A 19,478-nucleotide genomic window follows, 5' to 3' on the forward strand; every position below is an offset into this window, starting at 1 on the left:
CATGAAGAAAATTTATCAGCTTTTATCAATGATTATTGGCGATTCGCATATTCAGATGGGGTAACATCAAACTCTTCCTGAAATACTTTTGTAAAATAAGGTAAACTCTCAAAACCTACCTGATAGGCAACGTCTGACACATTCCCCGCCTTTTTTTTCAATAAATTCGCTGCTCGTTGCAGGCGATATTTACGGATAAATTCTACCGCAGTCTGGTTAGTCAATGCCTTGATTTTACGCCTTAGCTGAACCGTACTCATGGCCATTTCATCAGAGAATCGGGTTAAATCAAAATGGCTGTCTGAAAGATTTTTCTCAACTACTCCTTTAGCTTTTAGCAAGAATGTTTCATCCAGAGAATTAACTTTGATTTCTTCAGGCTTTAATTCTACAATTTCTTTACCATACTTTTTCTTGAGTTGTTCACGAATCGAAATCAGATTTCGTACTCTTACAAGCATCTCTTCTTTATGGAACGGTTTTGTCAGATAATCGTCAGCACCTAATTCCAGACCTTCCATTCTGCTTTCTATATTAGCCTTAGCCGTAAGCATGATAATCGGAATATGGCTCGTTTTTTCATCCGATTTCAATACCTTACAAAACTCAAAACCATTCATTTCGGGCATCATCAAATCACTGATAATCAGATTCGGGATTTTCTCAATAGCCTTGCTGATACCCTCTTTTCCATTAACAGCTTCAATGACCTGATACTCTTTTTCGAAGATACTTCTTATATAAGCTCTGATATCATCATTATCATCTACGATCAACAAGATATTTTCCTGCTCACTATTTCCATTGTCAGTACCTGATTTTTCGTGTCCATTTAATACTGAACTTTCAGTAAGATTAACCTGATAATTATCTGTTTCTAATGTCTCTTCTACTATCGACCCTTCCCAGGTTTCTTTATCAATAGGAATCTGTACTTTAAATGTAGTACCCACATTTTCCTGACTTTCAACCCTGATAGTGCCTTTCAATACATCTACCAGTTCTTTTACCAAAGCCAGCCCGATGCCTGTACCTTCAAATTTCCGGTTCTGTGAACTATCTACCTGATAGAATCGGTCAAAAATCTTGTCGACCTTATCCTTCCTAATCCCAATACCTGTATCACTGATAGTGACAACGATATTTTTTACAGAAATTCTTTCAATGTGAGCACTCACTTTTCCTTCTTTAAAAGTAAACTTGAAAGCATTCGAAAGCAGATTGGTGATAATTTTATCCAGTTTATCTCTATCAATATAACCCCAGATTTCCTCTGAGCCGATTGAAGTTTCAAACCTGATTTTCTGGCTCTCGGCTAAAGATGTAAACGAACTCGTAAGCGTTCGGAAATATTGCGTGATATTTTGTTTACTTACCTCTACTTTCATTTGCCCGGCTTCCAGCTTACTTATATCTAATAACTGATTGATAAGTGTAAGCAATCTTTGTGTATTCCGTTGCATCAATGGTAATAAGCTTTCAACCGGATACTTCTGTATTAATTCCTGAATCGGGCCTAGAATGAGTGTCAAGGGCGTACGTAACTCATGCGAAATATTGGCAAAGAAGGTCGTTTTCAGATTATCCAGTTCTTTCAGGCGGGCATTCTGTTCCAGCCTAAAGTCTAACTGTTGTTCGGCCAGTAACTTGTTACGCTCTACACTTCTGAATATCTGCCCCAGGAAGAAGATAAACACAAAGTTTTCGACCATAAACAACAAAGAAGAAAGCCGGAACAATGGTTTATATTCGAGCCAACCCAGCAAGCGCATACAGATAAGCAGATAACTAATCATTCCTAAAATGAAAGGAATAGAGTAATAGTGCTTGGTCGGCAATTTTTTGATAAGGCTATAAAAGTAGATACCAAGAAAGTAGAATGACGAAAAGACAATTAAATATACCCCGGCTTTGAGCCAATACCATTGATAATCGATTAATGCCAGAATATCTACTAAAATAGTAGCAAAAACGAAAAAGTAGGTCAATAATTTATGCCATTTCGGAAGCCTGTCTGTGGCAAAGGCTATCAGTACAAGCAAGCCAGAGGTAATAGTAATAGAATTATAAGAAAGGAAATCTATTTTTTTAGCTATATCGGGGTTAGTCGTAAAAAGTGGGCCGGGGATATTCATTAATCCCCAATAGACAAATGTTTTAAAAACAGTATGTAACGAATAGATTCGGAAAATCGGAAGCTTGATGATAAAAATCGCTAATATCACCACCAAAAGAAAACGGAAGAACAAAAGCCCATTAGTAAAGCTTTGCTCCGTATAGGAATTCAGCGTTTTTTTAGTTAATGATTCTGACGAATGAATGCTTACAGTACTATAGGTTCCACGTTGAGAGGCAACCTTTATATATATAATTTTTGAAGTATGAGGGGCTAGCTCAAATGGGAAGGCCGGTTCAAATTCTAAAAGCTTTTTTTCCTTTTTGGTAATTAATTGGTATTCGGTGTGAGTAAAGTTTTTATGTGTACTATCTGAAATATAGAAATCAAGGTTCTCAACAAGCGGATTAAGCCATTGGAGCGTCCACTTTTTATGAGTAGCATCGGTATTTTCAAGTTTTAATCTAACCCAATGCACATTATCTGAATAAGGGAAAAGGAGATAATCTCGGTCTAATGGCTTAAAGTTTTGTTTCTGGATTTCTTCAAAGGATATTTTAGCCGACGGGTCTTCGAAAATTTCTAAATGAGTGGTTGCCTGGATCGGTATTTTCGTTTGGGAATTAATAATAATTGGCGCTTGCGCGTATCCATTCTTATTAATAATTACGACAGCAATAATACTTATAAAAGTAAATAGTGGCTTCAATTTCATGACGTGGCGAATTATAATTCTAGCTAAGTTTTTTCTTTTTGGTGGTTTGGGGCAGTAGTAATGGATTCTTATATAATAAACACAAATCTATAACAGCAGAGAAAAAGATGGTAATCTACGCAACTATAATGTTAATCTATGCAAAGATATTAAAATAATGAGTTCAAACAAATAGGCAAAGATAGAGTTGGATTGACCGAAATTGCACTAAATTCTGGTTTTACCTGTTTTTAAAATTTTAAGTCTAAATTTGCATAATATTTCATTATACCCATCAGCGATATGGATTACGAGTTTGAATTTGAGTTTGAGGAAACACCAGCACCAAAGCTAAAAACGACACCAAAAAACGTGGTATTTGAAGATTTAATTCTCTTCGAAAACAACGATTATATAGTGATTAATAAGCCGCCTTATTTAGCTAGTCTTGACGAACGCACGCAAGACAAGCACCAGAGTATTCTGCGTTTAGCCAAAGCCTATTCAGATGATGCACAATTGTGCCACCGTCTGGATAAAGAAACTTCGGGGGCATTGGCTATTGCCAAGAATCCGGCGGCGTATAGAAATCTGGCCATGCAGTTTGAAAACCGCGAGGTAACCAAGCGTTATCATGCCGTTGTGAATGGCGTGCATGATTTTGACAGCGTTTCGGTTTTCTTACCTATCGCCCAATTAAAAGATGGTACGGCAGTAAGAATTGACCGTGAGAAAGGAAAAATAGCCGAAACAATCTTTTTTACACTGAAAGCCTATCGTTATCATACCTTAGTTGAGTGTATTCCGATTACCGGACGTATGCACCAGATTCGTGTACACTTGCAATGCCTGAAAGCCCCGATTGTATGCGACCCGACTTATGGTGGAGACGAGATTTTCTTATCTCAACTGAAAAGTAAGAAGTTTAACCTGAAAAAAGGAACAGAAGAGTTGCCATTGATTAAAAGAGTAGCGCTACATGCGCATTCACTCTCTTTCCGCTTATTAGATGGAGAGGTAATAAAAATTGAAGCGCCGTATCCTAAAGACTTTGATGTATTGGTAAAACAACTGGATAAGTTTACGGCATAATGTATCACGATTTTTCAAATCGTTTGTTGATAGATTTGAAAAATCGTTTTAAATTAGCTGCTACTCAATCTGAACCGTTTTCGAAGCTGGTTTTCTACGGCCGATGGTCATCAATATTACGCCAATCAATACAATAGCTGAAGCAATGAGCGAACGGGTAGTTAATAACTCTCCCTTAAAAATCCAGCCAAAGAAAAAAGCGACTACCGGATTGACATAGGCATAAGTAGCGGTTAATTGTGGTGGGGCATTATTAATGAGCCATAAATAGGCACTATACCCTACATAAGAGCCAATCACAATCAGGTAAATAACAGCCATATAAGTTTCCAGAGTCATACTCCGAAAGGCCTGAATGTGATTGTCTTCAAATATCAGACTCATAATCAAAGAGAAACACCCTCCGGCAATCATCTGGATAGCAGTAGATTGGATGGGCTTGGGTAATGCTAAATAAGGAGATTTAAGAGAGCCATAAGCCCAACCCACAGAACCTGCAAAAACCAGTAAAGCCGGAAAAATGGCTACTTCCCGATTAGCAGTATTTGCCGGATTGGTGAGGTCTAATAAATAAACCATACCAAATAAACCTATAATTAAGCCAATCAAGCCAATCAATGTAGGTTTGGTTTTGCTGAAAAACCAGAAGTCGAGCATAATCATCCAGGCGGGTAGGGTAGCTACCAATAAAGCAACCAGGCCAGATGGCATAAAACGTAAGGCAAAAGCTACCGTACAATTGCCAATTCCGCTAAGCATTACACCTACAAGTACCGCGCCTTTTATCTGGGGTAAACTCGGTATGCCATAGCCTTTCCATAATGTAAATATAAACAGCAAAACTCCACCTGTAAGAAAGCGTAAACAAGAAACCATCATAGGTGGAAGCACCTCTATGGCGAACTTCATACCTAAAAAAGTAGAACCCCAGACCACATACACGAGTCCGAGAGCTATAATAAGCTTGGTTTTATAAGACATTAATGGAAATTAGTAGAAGAGAGCGCTTCTGATATAATAGGTTAATCAAACGAGTATTGGCTATGCTTTGCAATTGGGGCAAGTACCTTGCATCAGCATATTAATATCGGTCAGTTTATAACCATCCGGTAAATTAAGTTTCGGAATATGCACACTTTCAATACAGGTAGTATTACCACAAACCAGACATTTAAAATGCACGTGGTCATGATGGTGTTCTTCATGGCTACACTCTGTCGAGCGGCAAAGCGCATACTTAGTACCACCTTCGTCGTCCAATACTTTATGGATAATGCCTTTTTCGACAAAAGTTTTTAGCGTACGATAAATCGTTACTCTATCGAAGCGTTCGCCAAACAGGTTTTCCAGGTCTCCATGCGAAAGCGCATGGCTATAAGACTGAAAAGACTGCAATATATCTTCACGACAGCCAGTATGGCGTAAATCGTATTCTTTTAGTGTATTTTTAGAGAAATTCATGATTTTTAGCTTTTAAATTCATGAAAAGCAATGAAATACCTTTTACCTCAAACTAAAACTGCTTTTGAATCAGATAGTATTTCAATTATTGACTATTCTACCAGCAAATTTACATTATCAAACTGTAATTTAACCATATTTGCGTAAATTCCTTCTTCTTTCAGAATCAAATCCTCATGCGAGCCTGATTCTGCTATGGCTCCATCTTTCAATACGTAAATGGTATCTACATTGCGTATAGTGGCCAATCGGTGCGCAATAATAATGGTTGTACGGTTTTTCATAAGCTCATCAAGGGCATCTTGCACCAGTTTTTCTGATTCAGAATCAAGAGCGCTAGTAGCTTCATCCAGAATCAGAATAGACGGGTCTTTCAAAATAGCACGGGCTATCGCTACTCTTTGTCTTTGTCCACCTGAAAGTTTTACACCCCTTTCACCTACAATCGTCTGGAATTTCTCCGGAAAAGAAGTGATGAAATCAAAGGCATTGGCTTTGCGGGCAGCTTCGTATACTTCTTCTTCAGTAGCACCTGGTCGTCCATAAGCAATATTTTCAAAAATAGAACCTCCAAAAAGCATAACTTCCTGAGGTACGATAGCTATATTACTTCTTAATTCAGTTACATCCTGCTTGGCAATATCCTGCCCATCAATCACAATCTTACCTTTGCTAAGCGGATAGAGTTTCATGAGCAATTGTACTAATGTTGATTTTCCTGCCCCACTTTGCCCTACCAAAGCTACTTTTTCACCTGCTTTTATATGGATAGAAATATCTTTCAGCACACTCATATCTGGTCTTGATGGATAGACAAAACCTACATTCTCAAACGATACATTGCCTTGTGTTTTCTTGAATTCAAACGGACGGGTTACATCTACTTCCGATTTCTCCTCTAAAATCTCCAACACGCGTTCAGAAGCACCAATGGTTTTTTGTATCTGCGCATACATATCGCCTAAACCACCCACAGAGCCCCCTATAAAGCCTGTATAGATAATAAAGGTAAAAAGGTCTTTGAAATCTAATTCTCCTGTCAATACCAGATTACCTCCATACCAGACAACTCCAACCACCCCACCAAACAGCACAAAAATGATAAACGAAATAAAACCTCCTCTGAATGTAGCGGCTTTTAAGGCATAATCAACTACTTTTTGGATAGAAGAAGTATAACGGCCTACTTCCAGACGTTCGTTCGTAAAAGCTTTTACTACATTTACCGATTGCAGCGTTTCTTCTACAATAATATTGGTCTTGGCTAGTTCGTCCTGTACTTTTTTAGAGTTTCGTCTGATAAACCGTCCAAAAACCATGGCTGCTACTACCAGAAATGGAAAGGTAGAGAGCATAAAAAGCGTCAGTTTGCCTGAGATAAGTGTAATCAACAAAACGCCACCGACCAAAGTAAATATCTGACGGAATAATTCGGCTAAAGTAATAGACAATACATCCTGCAATTGCGTAACATCAGAGGTGATACGGCTCATTAATTCACCTACACGGCTTTTTTCAAAAAAAGTAATAGGTAAAGTAATGATTTTGGTATAGAGTTCTTTCCGCAAGTCGCGCATTGATTGCTCTGATACACGGGTAAAAGTATAGACACGCAGGAATGAAAAAGCGGCTTGTAAAATCAGTATAAAAACAAAGAGAAAGGTTACTTCATTCAAAGTGAAATTAGGCGATGAATGAAAGACATTCTGTAATTTATCTCCCATCATATTCATGCCCTGCATTGGGTTCGCATTGGCAGGCAATGGGGTAGATTTATCAGGCGATACAATAGCCCCTACCATTTGCCCCATCAGAAGCGGGATACTCATGGAAGTCAATTGTGAGAGTATCAAAAAAATGAAACCGATCACAAATGTCCATTTATAAGGTAATGTAAATCTGAAAACTTTCAGGGCTTTTTTAAAGCCTTCTGCACTGACTTTTTTCTTGTCTTTTTCTGAAGCCTCTTCTCCAAAACTTCGGGTTCTCTTTGCCATAGTAAGTATCCTCTATCTCAATAAGAGGATTTTAGATTTAAACAGGTATTGGGCAATACGGCTAGTCTTCCGTTTGCCCTTTATATTTTGATTGCTCAAAAATCTCACGCGCATTGGCGTTTTTCATTAATTCTTCTAACGTAATCTTAGGGTTTTCGGTTCTGTAACGGCTTACTATTCGCCAACCTAACCACTGCCCAATCCGTCCGGGACAATCAGAGCCTATTTCTAACGTATTAGGTCTGTCTCCCAGGTATTTGTCTTTGATCCTATCGCTTGTTTCGTACAACAACTTGTTGTCAATAAAATGAGCCCATATATAGGCTTGCCCATTCCAGCTTTTTACCAGATTGGAATCTGCATAAGCCACTAATAAAGAATCAGCCACATTCGGAATGACCGCTCTTGTAAACTCAAAGCTCTTGCCATAGAAAACCATATCAGCAAGCATCGTGCGGTCGTTCATATCAATCTTGTTATACTTTCTTGATAATAGCGTAATCACCGTCGGTACTATATAAGGCTTATCGTAGCGTTTCAACATATAATTAGGATGCTGCGGACGATACTTGGCTTTGGGGCCAATGAATGACTCTAAAGGAATAATAATCAGACTATCACTTACTACCAGTTCATTATCAAGCGCAGCAAAAGTAGTGATGATTTTAGGTTCTTTAAAATCAGGATAATGGTGTTTAATATGTTTAAAGGCAACCTCAAATTCTTTTTTCAAATCATCTAAATTGCCAAATTTCTCTTGTGTTTGCTTGAATAATTCCTGAATTTCCGGATAATGTATTAGGTAATCAATTCTGCTGATAAGCGCCGTATCGTTGGCAGGAGTCTGATAAAAGGTTTCAACAAAAGCACTGTGTTTTTCTAAAAAACTTTTGATTTCGGCTTTATTCTTCAATTGCATCAAAGGCTCTTCCAATCTTTCAATAACCACGTTAACCTTCACATTCGATACATCAACATCAGAGGCATCGGTGGTTGATTCTGAATTTTGACAAGCGTAAAAACCAAAAGAAATGAAACAGAAAAATCCGAGAATACGATATTTCATAAATAGAATGAGTTTTTTCAAAAAACGCACAAAATTAGACAAATATTTGTGTCGGATAACTTAGTTTCGCAAATTATAAGAAGTTTTTAATCTATTTTCTCGTCCATCATGAAAAAGCACATCCTCAGACTTTTAGCAGGCTTATTAACCTGTCTGTTTATTCCCTCTGTACAAGCACAACCAACTACTTATAGCAAAGAAGTGCAAGTAAAAATAAAACAGGTAGAACAAAATCTCTTTAGCGTGAAACCTGGTGATAAACCCGATGCACCTAAACCTAAGTGGATGCTTGAACAGCGCATGAATCAACAGGGAGTATATGGTTTAAGCATAGCTGTGATCAAAGATTATAAAATCGAATGGGTGAAAGCATATGGCTGGGCCGATGTGGCCGAAAAACGCCCGGTTACGACCGAAACACTTTTTCAGGCTGCCTCTCTCAGCAAATCATTAAATGCAGTAGGAGTACTGAAATTAGTACAGAATAAAAAGCTAAGGCTGGATACTGACATAAACAATTTCCTTACCACCTGGAAATTCCCTTATGATAAAAAGGCAAATGGAAAGAAAATAAATGTGGCAAATCTATTGAGCCACTCTGCCGGCCTGACTGTACATGGGTTTCTGGGCTACGAAAGGGGGAGTAGACTGCCAACAATCTCAGAAATACTGGACGGCAAAAAGCCTGCTAATTCAGAGCCTGTCCGCTCATCATTTGAGCCTGGGCTGAAAGCAGAATATTCTGGTGGAGGTACTACTATTTCTCAGTTAATTGTAATGGATATAACCAAAGAACCCTATGCTCAGTATATGTGGAACAATGTGCTGAAACCTATGGGAATGTTGAATAGTACTTATGCACAGCCGCCACTAAACAAGAAGCCGAATCAACTGGCAACAGGGTATAAAGAAAACAAAGAAGAAATTAGAGGAAAATATCATATCTATCCGGAACAAGCCGCCGCAGGTTTGTGGACAAACCCGACCGATTTAGCCCATTATATTATTGAAACGCAATTATCTTTAGCCGGAAAATCTGACAAAATACTTTCAAAAGAAATGACCCGATTACGATTGAGTCCTTATGTAGACAAAGATTTGGGCTTGGGTGTTTTTCTAGGACAAAAAGGTTCAACGAAAACTTTTGGACATGGCGGTGGTAACGAAGGTTTCAGATGCTACTACTATGGTAGTCTGGAAGGAGGAAAAGGAGTGGTAGTGATGATTAATTCGGATAACGGAGAGATTTTGCAGGAGTTGATTAATAGTGTAGCGCTGGTTTATGGGTGGTAAAGACACCCCTAGCCCCTGAAGGGGGACTTTTAAAGAGAAATTTTTTTACTAAATAATTAGATTAATTAAGACTCCAAATAATTGAAAATAAAGAATTTATAAAAAAATATTATAGGGCTTAATTGGGGTAAAACAGTTTGTTTTGGTGCTAATTAAGGGTTTTTGTGGTAACTTGTGGATTGAACGGTATAAAACTTGTTAAAAAACAGATAATCCTAATTGGATTTCTTTGATAATATGTATGAATCTATGTATTTTTGCGGTTCGTTTTTTTAAGGGTTTCACCATCAACCATTTTTAACCTACAAAACACGGACTAAAATTCAGTATAAAATAAAAACTAATGGCTTTAATTAACAAAATTCGGGAGCGTTCGGGGATCGCAGTTGCAGTTATCGCAATTGCCCTTATTCTATTTATCGTTGGAGGAGATTTATTCTACGGAAAAGGCGGTAGTGGCGGATTGTTTGGTGGTAACAGAAATAAAATTGGTGAAATTGCCGGAACGAGCATTGATGCTCAGGCATTTCAGGCAAAATTAGATGTTGCCCGTTCAAACTATGAACAACAAGCAGGAAGAGCATTACAAGACCAGGAAGTGCAACAACTCCGTAACCAGGTTTGGGAGCAAATGATTTTTGATATTGCTTACAAAGAAGAATTTGAAAAATTAGGCTTAAAAGTAACTCCTGATGAATTACGTGAAATGATTCAAGGTACTAAAAACCTGAGTCCGATGATTAAACAACAATTTACTGATCCTCAAACAGGACAGTATGACCGTAATCGTCACATCGAGTTCATCAATGCGGCAGCAAGCAACCAATTGCCAGCACCGCAAAAAATGGCTTGGGATCAGATCAAAGAAGGTGCAATGCAACAACGTTTACTAGAAAAATACAACGCTTTGCTTAGCTCATCTACCTTTGTTACTACTGCCGAAGCCAAAAAAGAATACGAAGGACAAGTATCTAAAGCAGACGCTAAGTATTTATATGTTCCGTATTTCAGTGTAAACGATACTACTATCAAAGTAACAGACAGCCAATTGTCTGATTACCTGAGCAAACATAAAAACGAATATGTAGGCTATGATAGCCGCTCATTCGACTACGTGGTATATCAGGTAGCAGCAACAAAAGAAGATAGCTCGGCGCTTTACGAAGACATCAAGTCTTTTGCTAAAGGTTTAGCATCAGCTGCTGACCCACAAGCATACGCTTCTGCGAACTCAGAAGTAAGATATCCATTTGAGCGTTCGGCAAGTGAATTAAGTGCAGATTTAAAAACCGCTTTGTCAACAGCCATTCCGGGTGCTGTAATCGGGCCATTCAAAGAAGGTAGCGTGTACTCAATTCATAAATTTGAAGGCACTACTACTGATACCGCTTACACAGTCCGTGCAAGTCATATCCTTATTCCGTTTGCTGCAGGTGCACCAGATTCAGTGAAGGCTGATGCACGTAAAAGGGCTCAAGGTTTATTAGACCAATTGAAACAAGGCGCTGATTTTGCTACCTTGGCTCGTACTAATAGCCAGGATGGTTCGGCACAACAAGGTGGAGATTTAGGTTTCTTCAAACAAGGGCGTATGGTAAAGCCATTCAACGATGCAGTGTTTGGCATGAGTGGAACAGGCTTGGTACCAAATCTTGTTGAAACTGAGTTTGGTTTCCATATCATCAAGGTTACAGAACCAAAGTCGAATCTGAAATATAAAGTAGCCAGCATCAGCCGCGAACTACAAGCAAGTGAGGCTACTCGTAATGCAATGTATCAAAAAGCTGAAACTTTACGGGCAAGCGTAGATTCAGACAAAGAATTTGAAGAAGCAGTGAAGAAAGATCCTAAATTGGTAATGTTGAAAGCTGAAAGAGTATTCCCTGATGCAGCCGCATTTAATACTATCCAGAATGCACGTGAAGTAGTATTGTGGGCATTTAACGATGATACTAAAGTAGGTTCGGTTTCAAACAGAGTTTTTGAAATTGGCGATAACTTCATTGTAGCAGCAGTAAGATCTAAATCTGATAAAGAAAACCCTAAAGTAGATGATTTCAGAGATGTTTTAACAGCGAAAGTTCGTAACGAAATCAAAGCTGAGCAAATCCTGAAAAAACTGGGTAATCCTACCGGAACATTGGAGCAAATTGCTCAGAAATATGGTGCAGGCGCAATTGTTGAAGCTGCTAACCAAATCAGCTTCGCGACAGGTTTATTAACTACTCCAGGTGTTGATCCAATTGCTATCGGTAAGATTTTCAGTCTGGCAGCAGGTAAACGTTCGAAACCATTTGTAGGCGAAAACGGTGTGTTTATTGTAGAAACTACTGCAGCAACTCCTGCGCCTGCAATTGCTGATTACTCACAATACAAAACACAGGTAATGCAACGTGCCGGTGGCTTCGGAGCTTCTTACTTAGCTAACCAGGCTATCCGCGACAATGCACATATCAAAGATAACAGAGCGAAATTCTTCTGATAAACCGGAGGTTTATACGTTAATTGATATAATAAAAATAGCAGCCCGAAAGGCTGCTATTTTTGTATAACGATTTTTCAAATCGTCTGTTATTAACTAAACCGACTCACTATTCCTCTTATCTCCTCCGCACTATATTCTTTCGCCTGCCATGCTTCCAATCGCTTATTCATGGTCTTAAACCAGAGTGGCGGTATTAAAGAAATCATTATCATCATGGTATATCCATAAGGCAATTGAGGGCTTTCGTCAAAATGCCTGAGTACCTGATAGGGTCTTGCCGCATAAGCATGATGGTCGGAATGGCGTTGTAAATGAAACAACATCAGATTACTATAATAATGATTGGCATTCCACGAATGTAAAGGATTTACTTTTTCATATCTGCCCGGCGCAATCTCTTTGCGCATAATTCCATAATGCTCTATATAATTAACACACTCTAAAGAAAGTACGGCTATAATGCCTTGAACAATGATAAATGCAGGAACAATCCACTCGAATCTGCCTGATAAATAACTGAATAGGAGAGTCAGGCTAAGGCAGAATACAATAGGCAGAACAACTGCCCAAATCATGCCATTTTGCCGAGACCATACAGAGAGATTCTGTTTGGCTAATTGCTTTTTTTCAATCTGCCAGGCGCTTCTGAAACTACCGATTAAGGTCTGTTTCCAGAAAGAAAAGATTGTCTGATTCTTGCGGGCAGTAGCCGGATCGAGCGGGGTGGCTACGTGCGTATGATGCCCCCGGTTATGTTCTATCAGGAAGTGCATATAGCCTACTGTCATCAAAGCCGCTTTGGCATGAAATTGTGCCCAGGGACTGGTGCGATGCCCTAATTCATGTGCCACATTAATAATCGTTGAAGCATAAACGCCTTGGCTAAGCATTAGGCCAACTACTTGCCACCATGTAAGGTTATCATAAATCAGGATATATGAGCCCCACAACAACATAAAATATTGTATATATACATGAGAGTATACCAATACATCAAAATATTTATCCTGAAGCAGTTTCTCATATTCTTCTGTACTGGCATTCTGCGAATCCCGACTGATGATTTCGTCCATGATAGGAACCAACACGTAGCCATAGATAAATACAAAGAAAGTCCAGTTATGACTAATGAAATAGTAGCCTGATAGTAGAAAAATAATAAATGAATACCCCCAGGCAAAGCCGATTTTCTTGCGAATACCCATAATTTCAAAAATTTAGCAGATACTTTATAATCAGGGTCTTACAAAACTTGTATTTTTGTTACTAATATACGAACCCGAGACCCCTAATCACTGCACTAATGACGGAATTTTTTATTTTTTTGAAATTAGGTTATCAGCACATAACCGACATCAATGGCTATGACCATATTCTATTTGTAGTAGCGCTATGTGCCATTTATCGCATAACCGATTGGAAAAAAGTATTGGTTCTTGTCACTGCCTTTACCATTGGCCACTCCATTACGCTGGCATTAGCGGCGCTCAACATGATTGAGTACAGTACTGACCTGATAGAATTCCTGATTCCGGTTACGATTATCTTTACTTGTATCACCAATATTTTTCATAAAAGCAGCGATAGCATACTCGATAAAGAAAATTTTTCCCCTATCAGATATGTATTGGCCTTAGGTTTTGGATTGATTCATGGAATGGGTTTTTCCAACTATCTGCGTAGTCTTTTAGGCAAAGACCAGAACATTATTCCGCAACTATTGGCTTTTAATATCGGGCTTGAATTTGGGCAGGTATTCATTATAGCTATTGCTATGTCGCTTGGTTTCCTGATGCTGAGTGGCTTTCAGGTAAAAAAACATACCTGGAATCTGATTCTTTCAAGCTTTGTAGCCGGAGTCGCTTTTAAATTAATGACCGAGAAGTGGTTTTTTTAAAGAGAATATCCCCTAAATTGCGTGATTATCGATGGGAAAATTTACCTAATTTCGCATAAATTTTATACAATCATCTGAACTGTATTAAACCTTCATCTCAAAGCATGAAAAAACTATCTATTTTTATGGGTATGGTTGTATGTGGAAGCTTGTCGCTCAATGCACAACAGGCACCTACTACACAATACAATGCCAATACCAAGTTCGAACAAATGGGTACAGGCTTACCTACGCCTAATACCTTCCGCACAGCCGCAGGTGCGCCGGGTAGAGACTACTGGCAACAAAAAGCTGATTATGACATCAAAGCCGAATTGAATGATACTAACCAGAGTATCACCGGTACCGAGAAAATCACGTATACCAATAATGCACCAGAAGAGCTACGCTACCTATGGTTACAATTAGATCAGAACGTATTCTCAAAAAATTCGGATGGTAATATTACCCGTCAGTCAGCAATTAATCCTACCAGTGGTTCTAGTTTTACTAACTTAGGCAATCTGAGCGGAGCCAATGATAAAGACTATGGCTATAAGATTTCAACAGTAAAAGATGCCACAGGTAAAGATTTACACTATACCATCAATGGCACCATGATGCGTATTGACTTACCTACACCATTGGCTAAAGGTATGCAATTCGTATTTCAGGTGGATTGGAAATTCAATATCATCGATTTAAAATCGGTAGGAGGTAGAAGTGGTTACGAGCTTTTCCCGAAAGATGGCAATATCTTATATGAAATCGCTCAGTGGTTTCCACGTATGGCAGTTTATGACGATGTAAACGGCTGGCAACACAAACAATTCTTAGGTCAAGGAGAATTTACACTTCCTTTCGGAGATTATAAAGTAGCTCTGACTGTACCTAATGACATGGTTTTAGGCGCTACCGGTGAATTGCAAAATGCAAAAGATGTATTGTCAGCTACGCAAATGAAGCGTTTAGAGCAGGCAAAAACTTCTAAAACACCTGTAGAAATCGTAACACAAGCAGAAGCCGAAGCCGCAGAAAAAGGCAAGCCAACTGGCAAAAAGACCTGGATATATGCAGCTAAAAATGTACGTGACTTTGCTTTTGCTACCTCGCGTAAATTTATCTGGGATGCCATGCAGGTAGATGTAGAAGGTAAGAAAGTATGGGCCATGTCTTTGTATCCAAAAGAAGCAAATCCACTTTGGGGACAATATTCTACCCGCGTAGTAGCACATACTTTGGTTAATTATTCAAAACGTTCGGTAGCTTATCCTTATCCGGTAGCATATTCAGTGCATGGTTCAGTAGGTGGTATGGAATACCCGATGATGAGCTTTAACGGTGCTCGTCCGGAAGCGGATGGTACTTATTCAGAAGGCACTAAAAACTTCCTGATTCTGGTAGTTATTCACGAAGTAGGACATAACTTCTTCCCGATGATTGTGAACTCTGACGAACGTCAATGGTCGTGGATGGATGAGGGTTTAAACTCATTCCTGGAGGGTTTAACTTGTCTGGAATGGGATAGAAATTTCCCGGCAACAGGCATCGAACCACAATATATTACAGGCTATATGAAGATGGAGGCAGATAAGCAAAACCCGATTATGAGTAGCTCAGATAATATTATTCCGGGCACATTCGGCCCGAATGCCTATTCAAAACCTGCTACAGGTCTGAATATCCTTCGTGAGACCATCATGGGTCGTGAACTATTTGACTATGCTTTCAAAGAATACTCACGCCGTTGGGCATTCAAACACCCTACACCTGCCGATTTCTTCCGTACGATGGAAGATGCCTCTGGCGTTGACTTAGATTGGTTCTGGAAAGGTTGGTTCTACGGCGTTGAAGCAGCAGATCAGGCGATTGCTAACGTAGAATGGTATAGCATCGATTCGCAAGATCCGGCAAAACAAAAAGCGATGGCGAAAGCAGACGCTGATGCGAAGAAAGAGACTTTGAGTAATATCCGTAATAAAACTGATATTAAACAAACAGTTGTAGAAGCAGACTCAACCATGAGAGATTTCTATAACTCTTATGATAGATATGCTGTAACAGATGCAGACAAAAAGAAATATGAACAATATACTTCTACTTTGACACCTGACGAGCGCAAAATGATTGATGAAGGCAAAAACTTTTATGTATTAAGCCTGAAAAACAAAGGCGGTCTGGTAATGCCTGTGATTATCAGAATGGAGTTTGAAGATGGTACTTTTGAAGATGTAAGGATACCGGTTGAACTATGGAGAGTAAATGATAAAGAAGTGAAAAAGACCTTGGTAACAACAAAAAAGGTGGCCAAGTTTAAACTAGACCCATATCACGAAATCCCGGATATTGATACTTCTGATAATACCTTCCCGAAAGAACCTGAGCAACCTACGCGCTTTCAGGCTTTCAAACAAAGAGGTTTTGGCGGTGGTTCAAACCCTATGCAGGAGGCAAAGAAAAATCAGCCTGCCGGCGTACAAACAAGTGGAGAGAAGAAATAATAAATCGTAGAGAAATTTGCGTAAATTTAGCCGGAGAGATTCCTTTCCGGCTTTTTTTATTCAATAAACCACCCAATGCCATGCTCATGCAAACTTTGAAACTTTCGATAGAAAACCATATTGCCCATGTAATTTTGAATCGCCCCGAAAAAGCCAATGCGCTTAACCAATCTGCCTGGGATGAAATCAAAGAAATTTTTGAGAATCTGGATGAAAATCCGGAGGTAAGGGTAATTGTTATGGAAGGTGGAGAAAGTAACCATTTTTGTGCGGGTATTGATTTAAGTTTGCTGATGTCGGTATCCCAAACCGATATTACCTGTGAGGGGAGAAGAAGAGAAAAAGTGAGGAAAGATGTATTTCGTTTGCAAGCACCTATCAATGCTATCGAGAATTGTTCTAAGCCTGTATTAGTAGCCGTTCATGGTGGTTGTATTGGCGGAGGTATAGACCTGATTTGTGCTTGCGATATGCGCTATTGTACTGAAGATGCTTACTTTACCATTAAGGAAATAGATATGGGCATGGTGGCCGATTTAGGGACTCTACAACGACTGCCTAAACTAATCGGCGATGGCTTAGTGCGTGAAATGGCCTACACAGGCAGAAATGTGGACGGCAAAGAAGCAGAAAAAATAGGCATAGTCAATCGGGCGTTTTCTGATAAGCATACCATGCTGGAAGAAGTGTTTAAAATTGCCGCAATGATTGCTTCTAAATCACCCTTATCTATTCGCGGTACAAAACATATTTTATTACACACCAGAGACCATTCTGTAGCTGATGGCTTGAATTATATGGCAACCTGGAATGCCGCAATGTTACTCTCAAACGATTTGCAGGAGGCTTTTATGGCTAAGACGCAGAAGCGGGAGAGTAATTTTGAGGATTGACGATATAACAAAAAATCCCTGCTAAACAAATAACAGGGATTCTTCTATATTCTATTTCAATCAGCTTATGCCATCGCAAAAGCACCTTTGCTTTCGTAACGTTTACGCTCGTTTTCGTCAAGGTAAATTTTACGCATACGAATCGACTTAGGAGTGATTTCCAGGTATTCATCTTTCTGGATATACTCCATAGCATCTTCTAATGAGAAGTTGATTTTCGGAGCAATACGAACATTATCATCAGAACCAGAAGCACGCATGTTCGTTAACTTCTTCGCTGTTTGCAGGTTAATCACAATATCGTTCTGACGGTTGTGCTCTCCAACTACCATACCCATATAAATATCTTCATTCGGGTCGATAAAGAATACGCCTCTATCCTGCAATTTATCAATTGAATAAGGAGTAGCAGGACCATTACCCATCGAAATCAACGAACCATTGATGCGTCCAGGGATAGCACCTTTAAATGGCTCATATGCTTTGAAACGGTGGTTCATGATAGCCTCACCATAAGTGGCAGTCAATACATTTGAACGTAAACCAATCAAACCACGAGATGGGATATTGAACTCTAAGTGTTGTAAATCACCTTTAGGTTCCATAATCAATAACTCACCTTTACGTTGCGTTACTAACTCGATTACTTTACCTGCAGTTTCTTCTGGTACGTCAACAACCAAAGTTTCAACCGGTTCTAATCTTTCACCGTTTTCTCCCTCTTTATATAATACCTGTGGTTGGCCTACCTGTAACTCATATCCTTCACGACGCATCGTCTCAATCAAAACTGATAAGTGAAGAATACCACGACCAAACACGATAAATTTATCTTCTGTATCACCTGTTTGCACACGCAAAGCCAGGTTTTTCTCAGTTTCTTTCATCAAACGGTCACGTAAGTGGCGTGAGGTAACAAATTTACCTTCTTTACCAAAGAACGGAGAGTTATTGATGGTGAATAACATATTCATCGTTGGCTCATCAATAGAGATACGTGGTAATGCTTCCGGATTTTCAGCATCAGCAACAGTATCACCAATTTCGAAATCTTCGATACCTGTTACTGCACAAATCTCACCAGAGCCTACTTCTGTTACTCTTGCTTTACCTAAACCTTCAAATACGTGTAATTCTTTGATACGCATTTTCTTGGCGCTACCATCAGCTTTCAGAAGTGCAACCTGCATACCTTCTTTCAAAACTCCTCTGGCTACACGACCGATAGCGATACGACCTACGAAAGATGAATAATCTAAAGAGGTAATCTGCATCTGTGCGCTACCATCTACCACTGGTGAAGCAGGAATATTTGCAATGATAGCATCCAACAATGGAATGATGTCTGTCGTTGGTTTTTTCCAGTCTGTGCTCATCCAGCCTTGTTTTGATGAACCGTAAAGACAAGGGAAATCCAATTGATCTTCAGTTGCTTCAAGGTTGAACATCAAATCGAAAACCTGCTCGTGAACTTCTTCCGGGCGACAGTTTTCTTTGTCTACTTTATTTACTACTACAATTGGTTTCAAACCTAATTGTAAAGCTTTTCCTAATACGAAACGGGTTTGAGGCATTGGTCCCTCAAAAGCATCAACTAAAAGGATAACACCATCAGCAAGTTTTAACACACGCTCTACCTCACCACCGAAGTCGGCGTGGCCTGGAGTATCGATAATATTGATTTTAACATCATTGTAACGTACTGATACGTTTTTTGACACGATGGTGATTCCGCGCTCACGTTCCAAATCGTTGTTATCAAGAATTAAATCACCGAATTCCTGATTCTCTCTGAAGATTTTTGAAGCATGAATAATTTTGTCAACCAACGTTGTTTTACCGTGGTCAACGTGGGCAATAATGGCAATGTTTCTAATATTTTGCATTGAAGTCTAACTGTTATCGTAATGCGTCAATCTTTACCCCAACGCATCACGGATAAACGACTAACGAACTACACCTTTTGTAATAAACTGCAAAATTAGAAAAATACAATGAGAAATC

Annotated in this window: 13 protein-coding genes; 6 read left to right on the forward strand and 7 right to left on the reverse strand. The window is 39.1% G+C overall.

Annotation, left to right across the window (positions count from 1 at the left end; genetic code table 11):
* Positions 1 to 32: 32 nt before the first annotated feature.
* Positions 33 to 2,831 (reverse strand): ATP-binding protein, encoded by a 2,799-nt coding sequence (locus ACYVFA_RS04060; RefSeq protein WP_460470523.1) that lies wholly within the window; start codon positions 2,829 to 2,831, stop codon positions 33 to 35.
* A 282-nt stretch (positions 2,832 to 3,113) separates the two neighbouring features.
* On the opposite strand from ACYVFA_RS04060, the gene ACYVFA_RS04065 reads away from it, so the two are divergent.
* A complete protein-coding gene (locus ACYVFA_RS04065; protein WP_460470524.1) occupies positions 3,114 to 3,902 on the forward strand; it encodes an RluA family pseudouridine synthase in 789 nt (262 codons plus the stop codon).
* Positions 3,903 to 3,962: 60 nt separating this feature from the next.
* On the opposite strand, the gene ACYVFA_RS04070 is transcribed toward ACYVFA_RS04065, so the two are convergent.
* The 4 genes from ACYVFA_RS04070 to gldB all read right to left on the reverse strand — a co-directional run bounded on the left by ACYVFA_RS04070 (position 3,963) and on the right by gldB (position 8,426).
* Positions 3,963 to 4,883 (reverse strand): DMT family transporter, encoded by a 921-nt coding sequence (locus tag ACYVFA_RS04070; RefSeq protein ID WP_460470525.1) that lies wholly within the window; start codon positions 4,881 to 4,883, stop codon positions 3,963 to 3,965.
* Between the two features lie 60 nt (positions 4,884 to 4,943).
* Positions 4,944 to 5,363: a Fur family transcriptional regulator gene (locus ACYVFA_RS04075; protein ID WP_460470526.1), complete on the reverse strand. Its 420-nt coding sequence runs from the start codon at positions 5,361 to 5,363 to the stop codon at positions 4,944 to 4,946.
* A 92-nt stretch (positions 5,364 to 5,455) separates the two neighbouring features.
* Positions 5,456 to 7,360, reverse strand: coding sequence for an ABC transporter ATP-binding protein (locus ACYVFA_RS04080; RefSeq protein WP_460470527.1), 1,905 nt, complete (start codon positions 7,358 to 7,360; stop codon positions 5,456 to 5,458).
* A 61-nt stretch (positions 7,361 to 7,421) separates the two neighbouring features.
* Positions 7,422 to 8,426: a gliding motility lipoprotein GldB gene (gene gldB / locus ACYVFA_RS04085; protein ID WP_460470528.1), complete on the reverse strand. Its 1,005-nt coding sequence runs from the start codon at positions 8,424 to 8,426 to the stop codon at positions 7,422 to 7,424.
* A 108-nt stretch (positions 8,427 to 8,534) separates the two neighbouring features.
* Between gldB and ACYVFA_RS04090 the strand changes: the two genes are divergently transcribed.
* Both ACYVFA_RS04090 and ACYVFA_RS04095 read left to right on the forward strand, forming a co-directional pair.
* A complete protein-coding gene (locus ACYVFA_RS04090; protein WP_460470529.1) occupies positions 8,535 to 9,719 on the forward strand; it encodes a serine hydrolase domain-containing protein in 1,185 nt (394 codons plus the stop codon).
* A 343-nt stretch (positions 9,720 to 10,062) separates the two neighbouring features.
* On the forward strand, positions 10,063 to 12,201 hold the full coding sequence (locus tag ACYVFA_RS04095) for a peptidylprolyl isomerase (RefSeq protein WP_460470530.1): 2,139 nt from the start codon (positions 10,063 to 10,065) through the stop codon (positions 12,199 to 12,201).
* A gap of 92 nt (positions 12,202 to 12,293) precedes the next feature.
* On the opposite strand, the gene ACYVFA_RS04100 is transcribed toward ACYVFA_RS04095, so the two are convergent.
* On the reverse strand, positions 12,294 to 13,409 hold the full coding sequence (locus ACYVFA_RS04100; RefSeq protein WP_460470531.1) for an alkane 1-monooxygenase: 1,116 nt from the start codon (positions 13,407 to 13,409) through the stop codon (positions 12,294 to 12,296).
* Between the two features lie 98 nt (positions 13,410 to 13,507).
* Between ACYVFA_RS04100 and ACYVFA_RS04105 the strand changes: the two genes are divergently transcribed.
* The 3 genes from ACYVFA_RS04105 (at position 13,508) to ACYVFA_RS04115 (ending at position 17,474) form a co-directional block, all read left to right on the forward strand.
* Positions 13,508 to 14,101 carry a HupE/UreJ family protein gene (locus ACYVFA_RS04105; protein ID WP_460470532.1) on the forward strand — a complete coding sequence of 198 codons (594 nt, stop codon included), beginning with the start codon at positions 13,508 to 13,510 and terminating at the stop codon, positions 14,099 to 14,101.
* Between the two features lie 104 nt (positions 14,102 to 14,205).
* Entirely contained in the window at positions 14,206 to 16,581 is a 2,376-nt protein-coding gene (locus tag ACYVFA_RS04110; protein WP_460470533.1) for a M1 family metallopeptidase, read from the forward strand.
* 80 nt (positions 16,582 to 16,661) lie between these two features.
* Positions 16,662 to 17,474, forward strand: coding sequence for a Clp protease/crotonase-like domain-containing protein (locus ACYVFA_RS04115; protein ID WP_460470534.1), 813 nt, complete (start codon positions 16,662 to 16,664; stop codon positions 17,472 to 17,474).
* Between the two features lie 65 nt (positions 17,475 to 17,539).
* Here the strand turns inward: ACYVFA_RS04115 and typA are convergent, their stop codons facing one another.
* Entirely contained in the window at positions 17,540 to 19,360 is a 1,821-nt protein-coding gene (typA, locus tag ACYVFA_RS04120; protein ID WP_460470535.1) for a GTP-binding protein TypA/BipA, read from the reverse strand.
* Positions 19,361 to 19,478: the final 118 nt, after the last annotated feature.

The sequence above is a fragment of the Emticicia fontis genome (assembly GCF_054779675.1).

What these genes read in the sequence shown, in the direction of transcription:
- ACYVFA_RS04060 (WP_460470523.1), bottom strand. Translation starts at nt 2,831, where the DNA reads ATGAAATTGAAGCCACTATTTACTTTTATAAGTATTATTGCTGTCGTA.
- ACYVFA_RS04065 (WP_460470524.1), top strand. Translation starts at nt 3,114, where the DNA reads ATGGATTACGAGTTTGAATTTGAGTTTGAGGAAACACCAGCACCAAAG.
- ACYVFA_RS04070 (WP_460470525.1), bottom strand. Translation starts at nt 4,883, where the DNA reads ATGTCTTATAAAACCAAGCTTATTATAGCTCTCGGACTCGTGTATGTG.
- ACYVFA_RS04075 (WP_460470526.1), bottom strand. Translation starts at nt 5,363, where the DNA reads ATGAATTTCTCTAAAAATACACTAAAAGAATACGATTTACGCCATACT.
- ACYVFA_RS04080 (WP_460470527.1), bottom strand. Translation starts at nt 7,360, where the DNA reads ATGGCAAAGAGAACCCGAAGTTTTGGAGAAGAGGCTTCAGAAAAAGAC.
- gldB (WP_460470528.1), bottom strand. Translation starts at nt 8,426, where the DNA reads ATGAAATATCGTATTCTCGGATTTTTCTGTTTCATTTCTTTTGGTTTT.
- ACYVFA_RS04090 (WP_460470529.1), top strand. Translation starts at nt 8,535, where the DNA reads ATGAAAAAGCACATCCTCAGACTTTTAGCAGGCTTATTAACCTGTCTG.
- ACYVFA_RS04095 (WP_460470530.1), top strand. Translation starts at nt 10,063, where the DNA reads ATGGCTTTAATTAACAAAATTCGGGAGCGTTCGGGGATCGCAGTTGCA.
- ACYVFA_RS04100 (WP_460470531.1), bottom strand. Translation starts at nt 13,409, where the DNA reads ATGGGTATTCGCAAGAAAATCGGCTTTGCCTGGGGGTATTCATTTATT.
- ACYVFA_RS04105 (WP_460470532.1), top strand. Translation starts at nt 13,508, where the DNA reads ATGACGGAATTTTTTATTTTTTTGAAATTAGGTTATCAGCACATAACC.
- ACYVFA_RS04110 (WP_460470533.1), top strand. Translation starts at nt 14,206, where the DNA reads ATGAAAAAACTATCTATTTTTATGGGTATGGTTGTATGTGGAAGCTTG.
- ACYVFA_RS04115 (WP_460470534.1), top strand. Translation starts at nt 16,662, where the DNA reads ATGCTCATGCAAACTTTGAAACTTTCGATAGAAAACCATATTGCCCAT.
- typA (WP_460470535.1), bottom strand. Translation starts at nt 19,360, where the DNA reads ATGCAAAATATTAGAAACATTGCCATTATTGCCCACGTTGACCACGGT.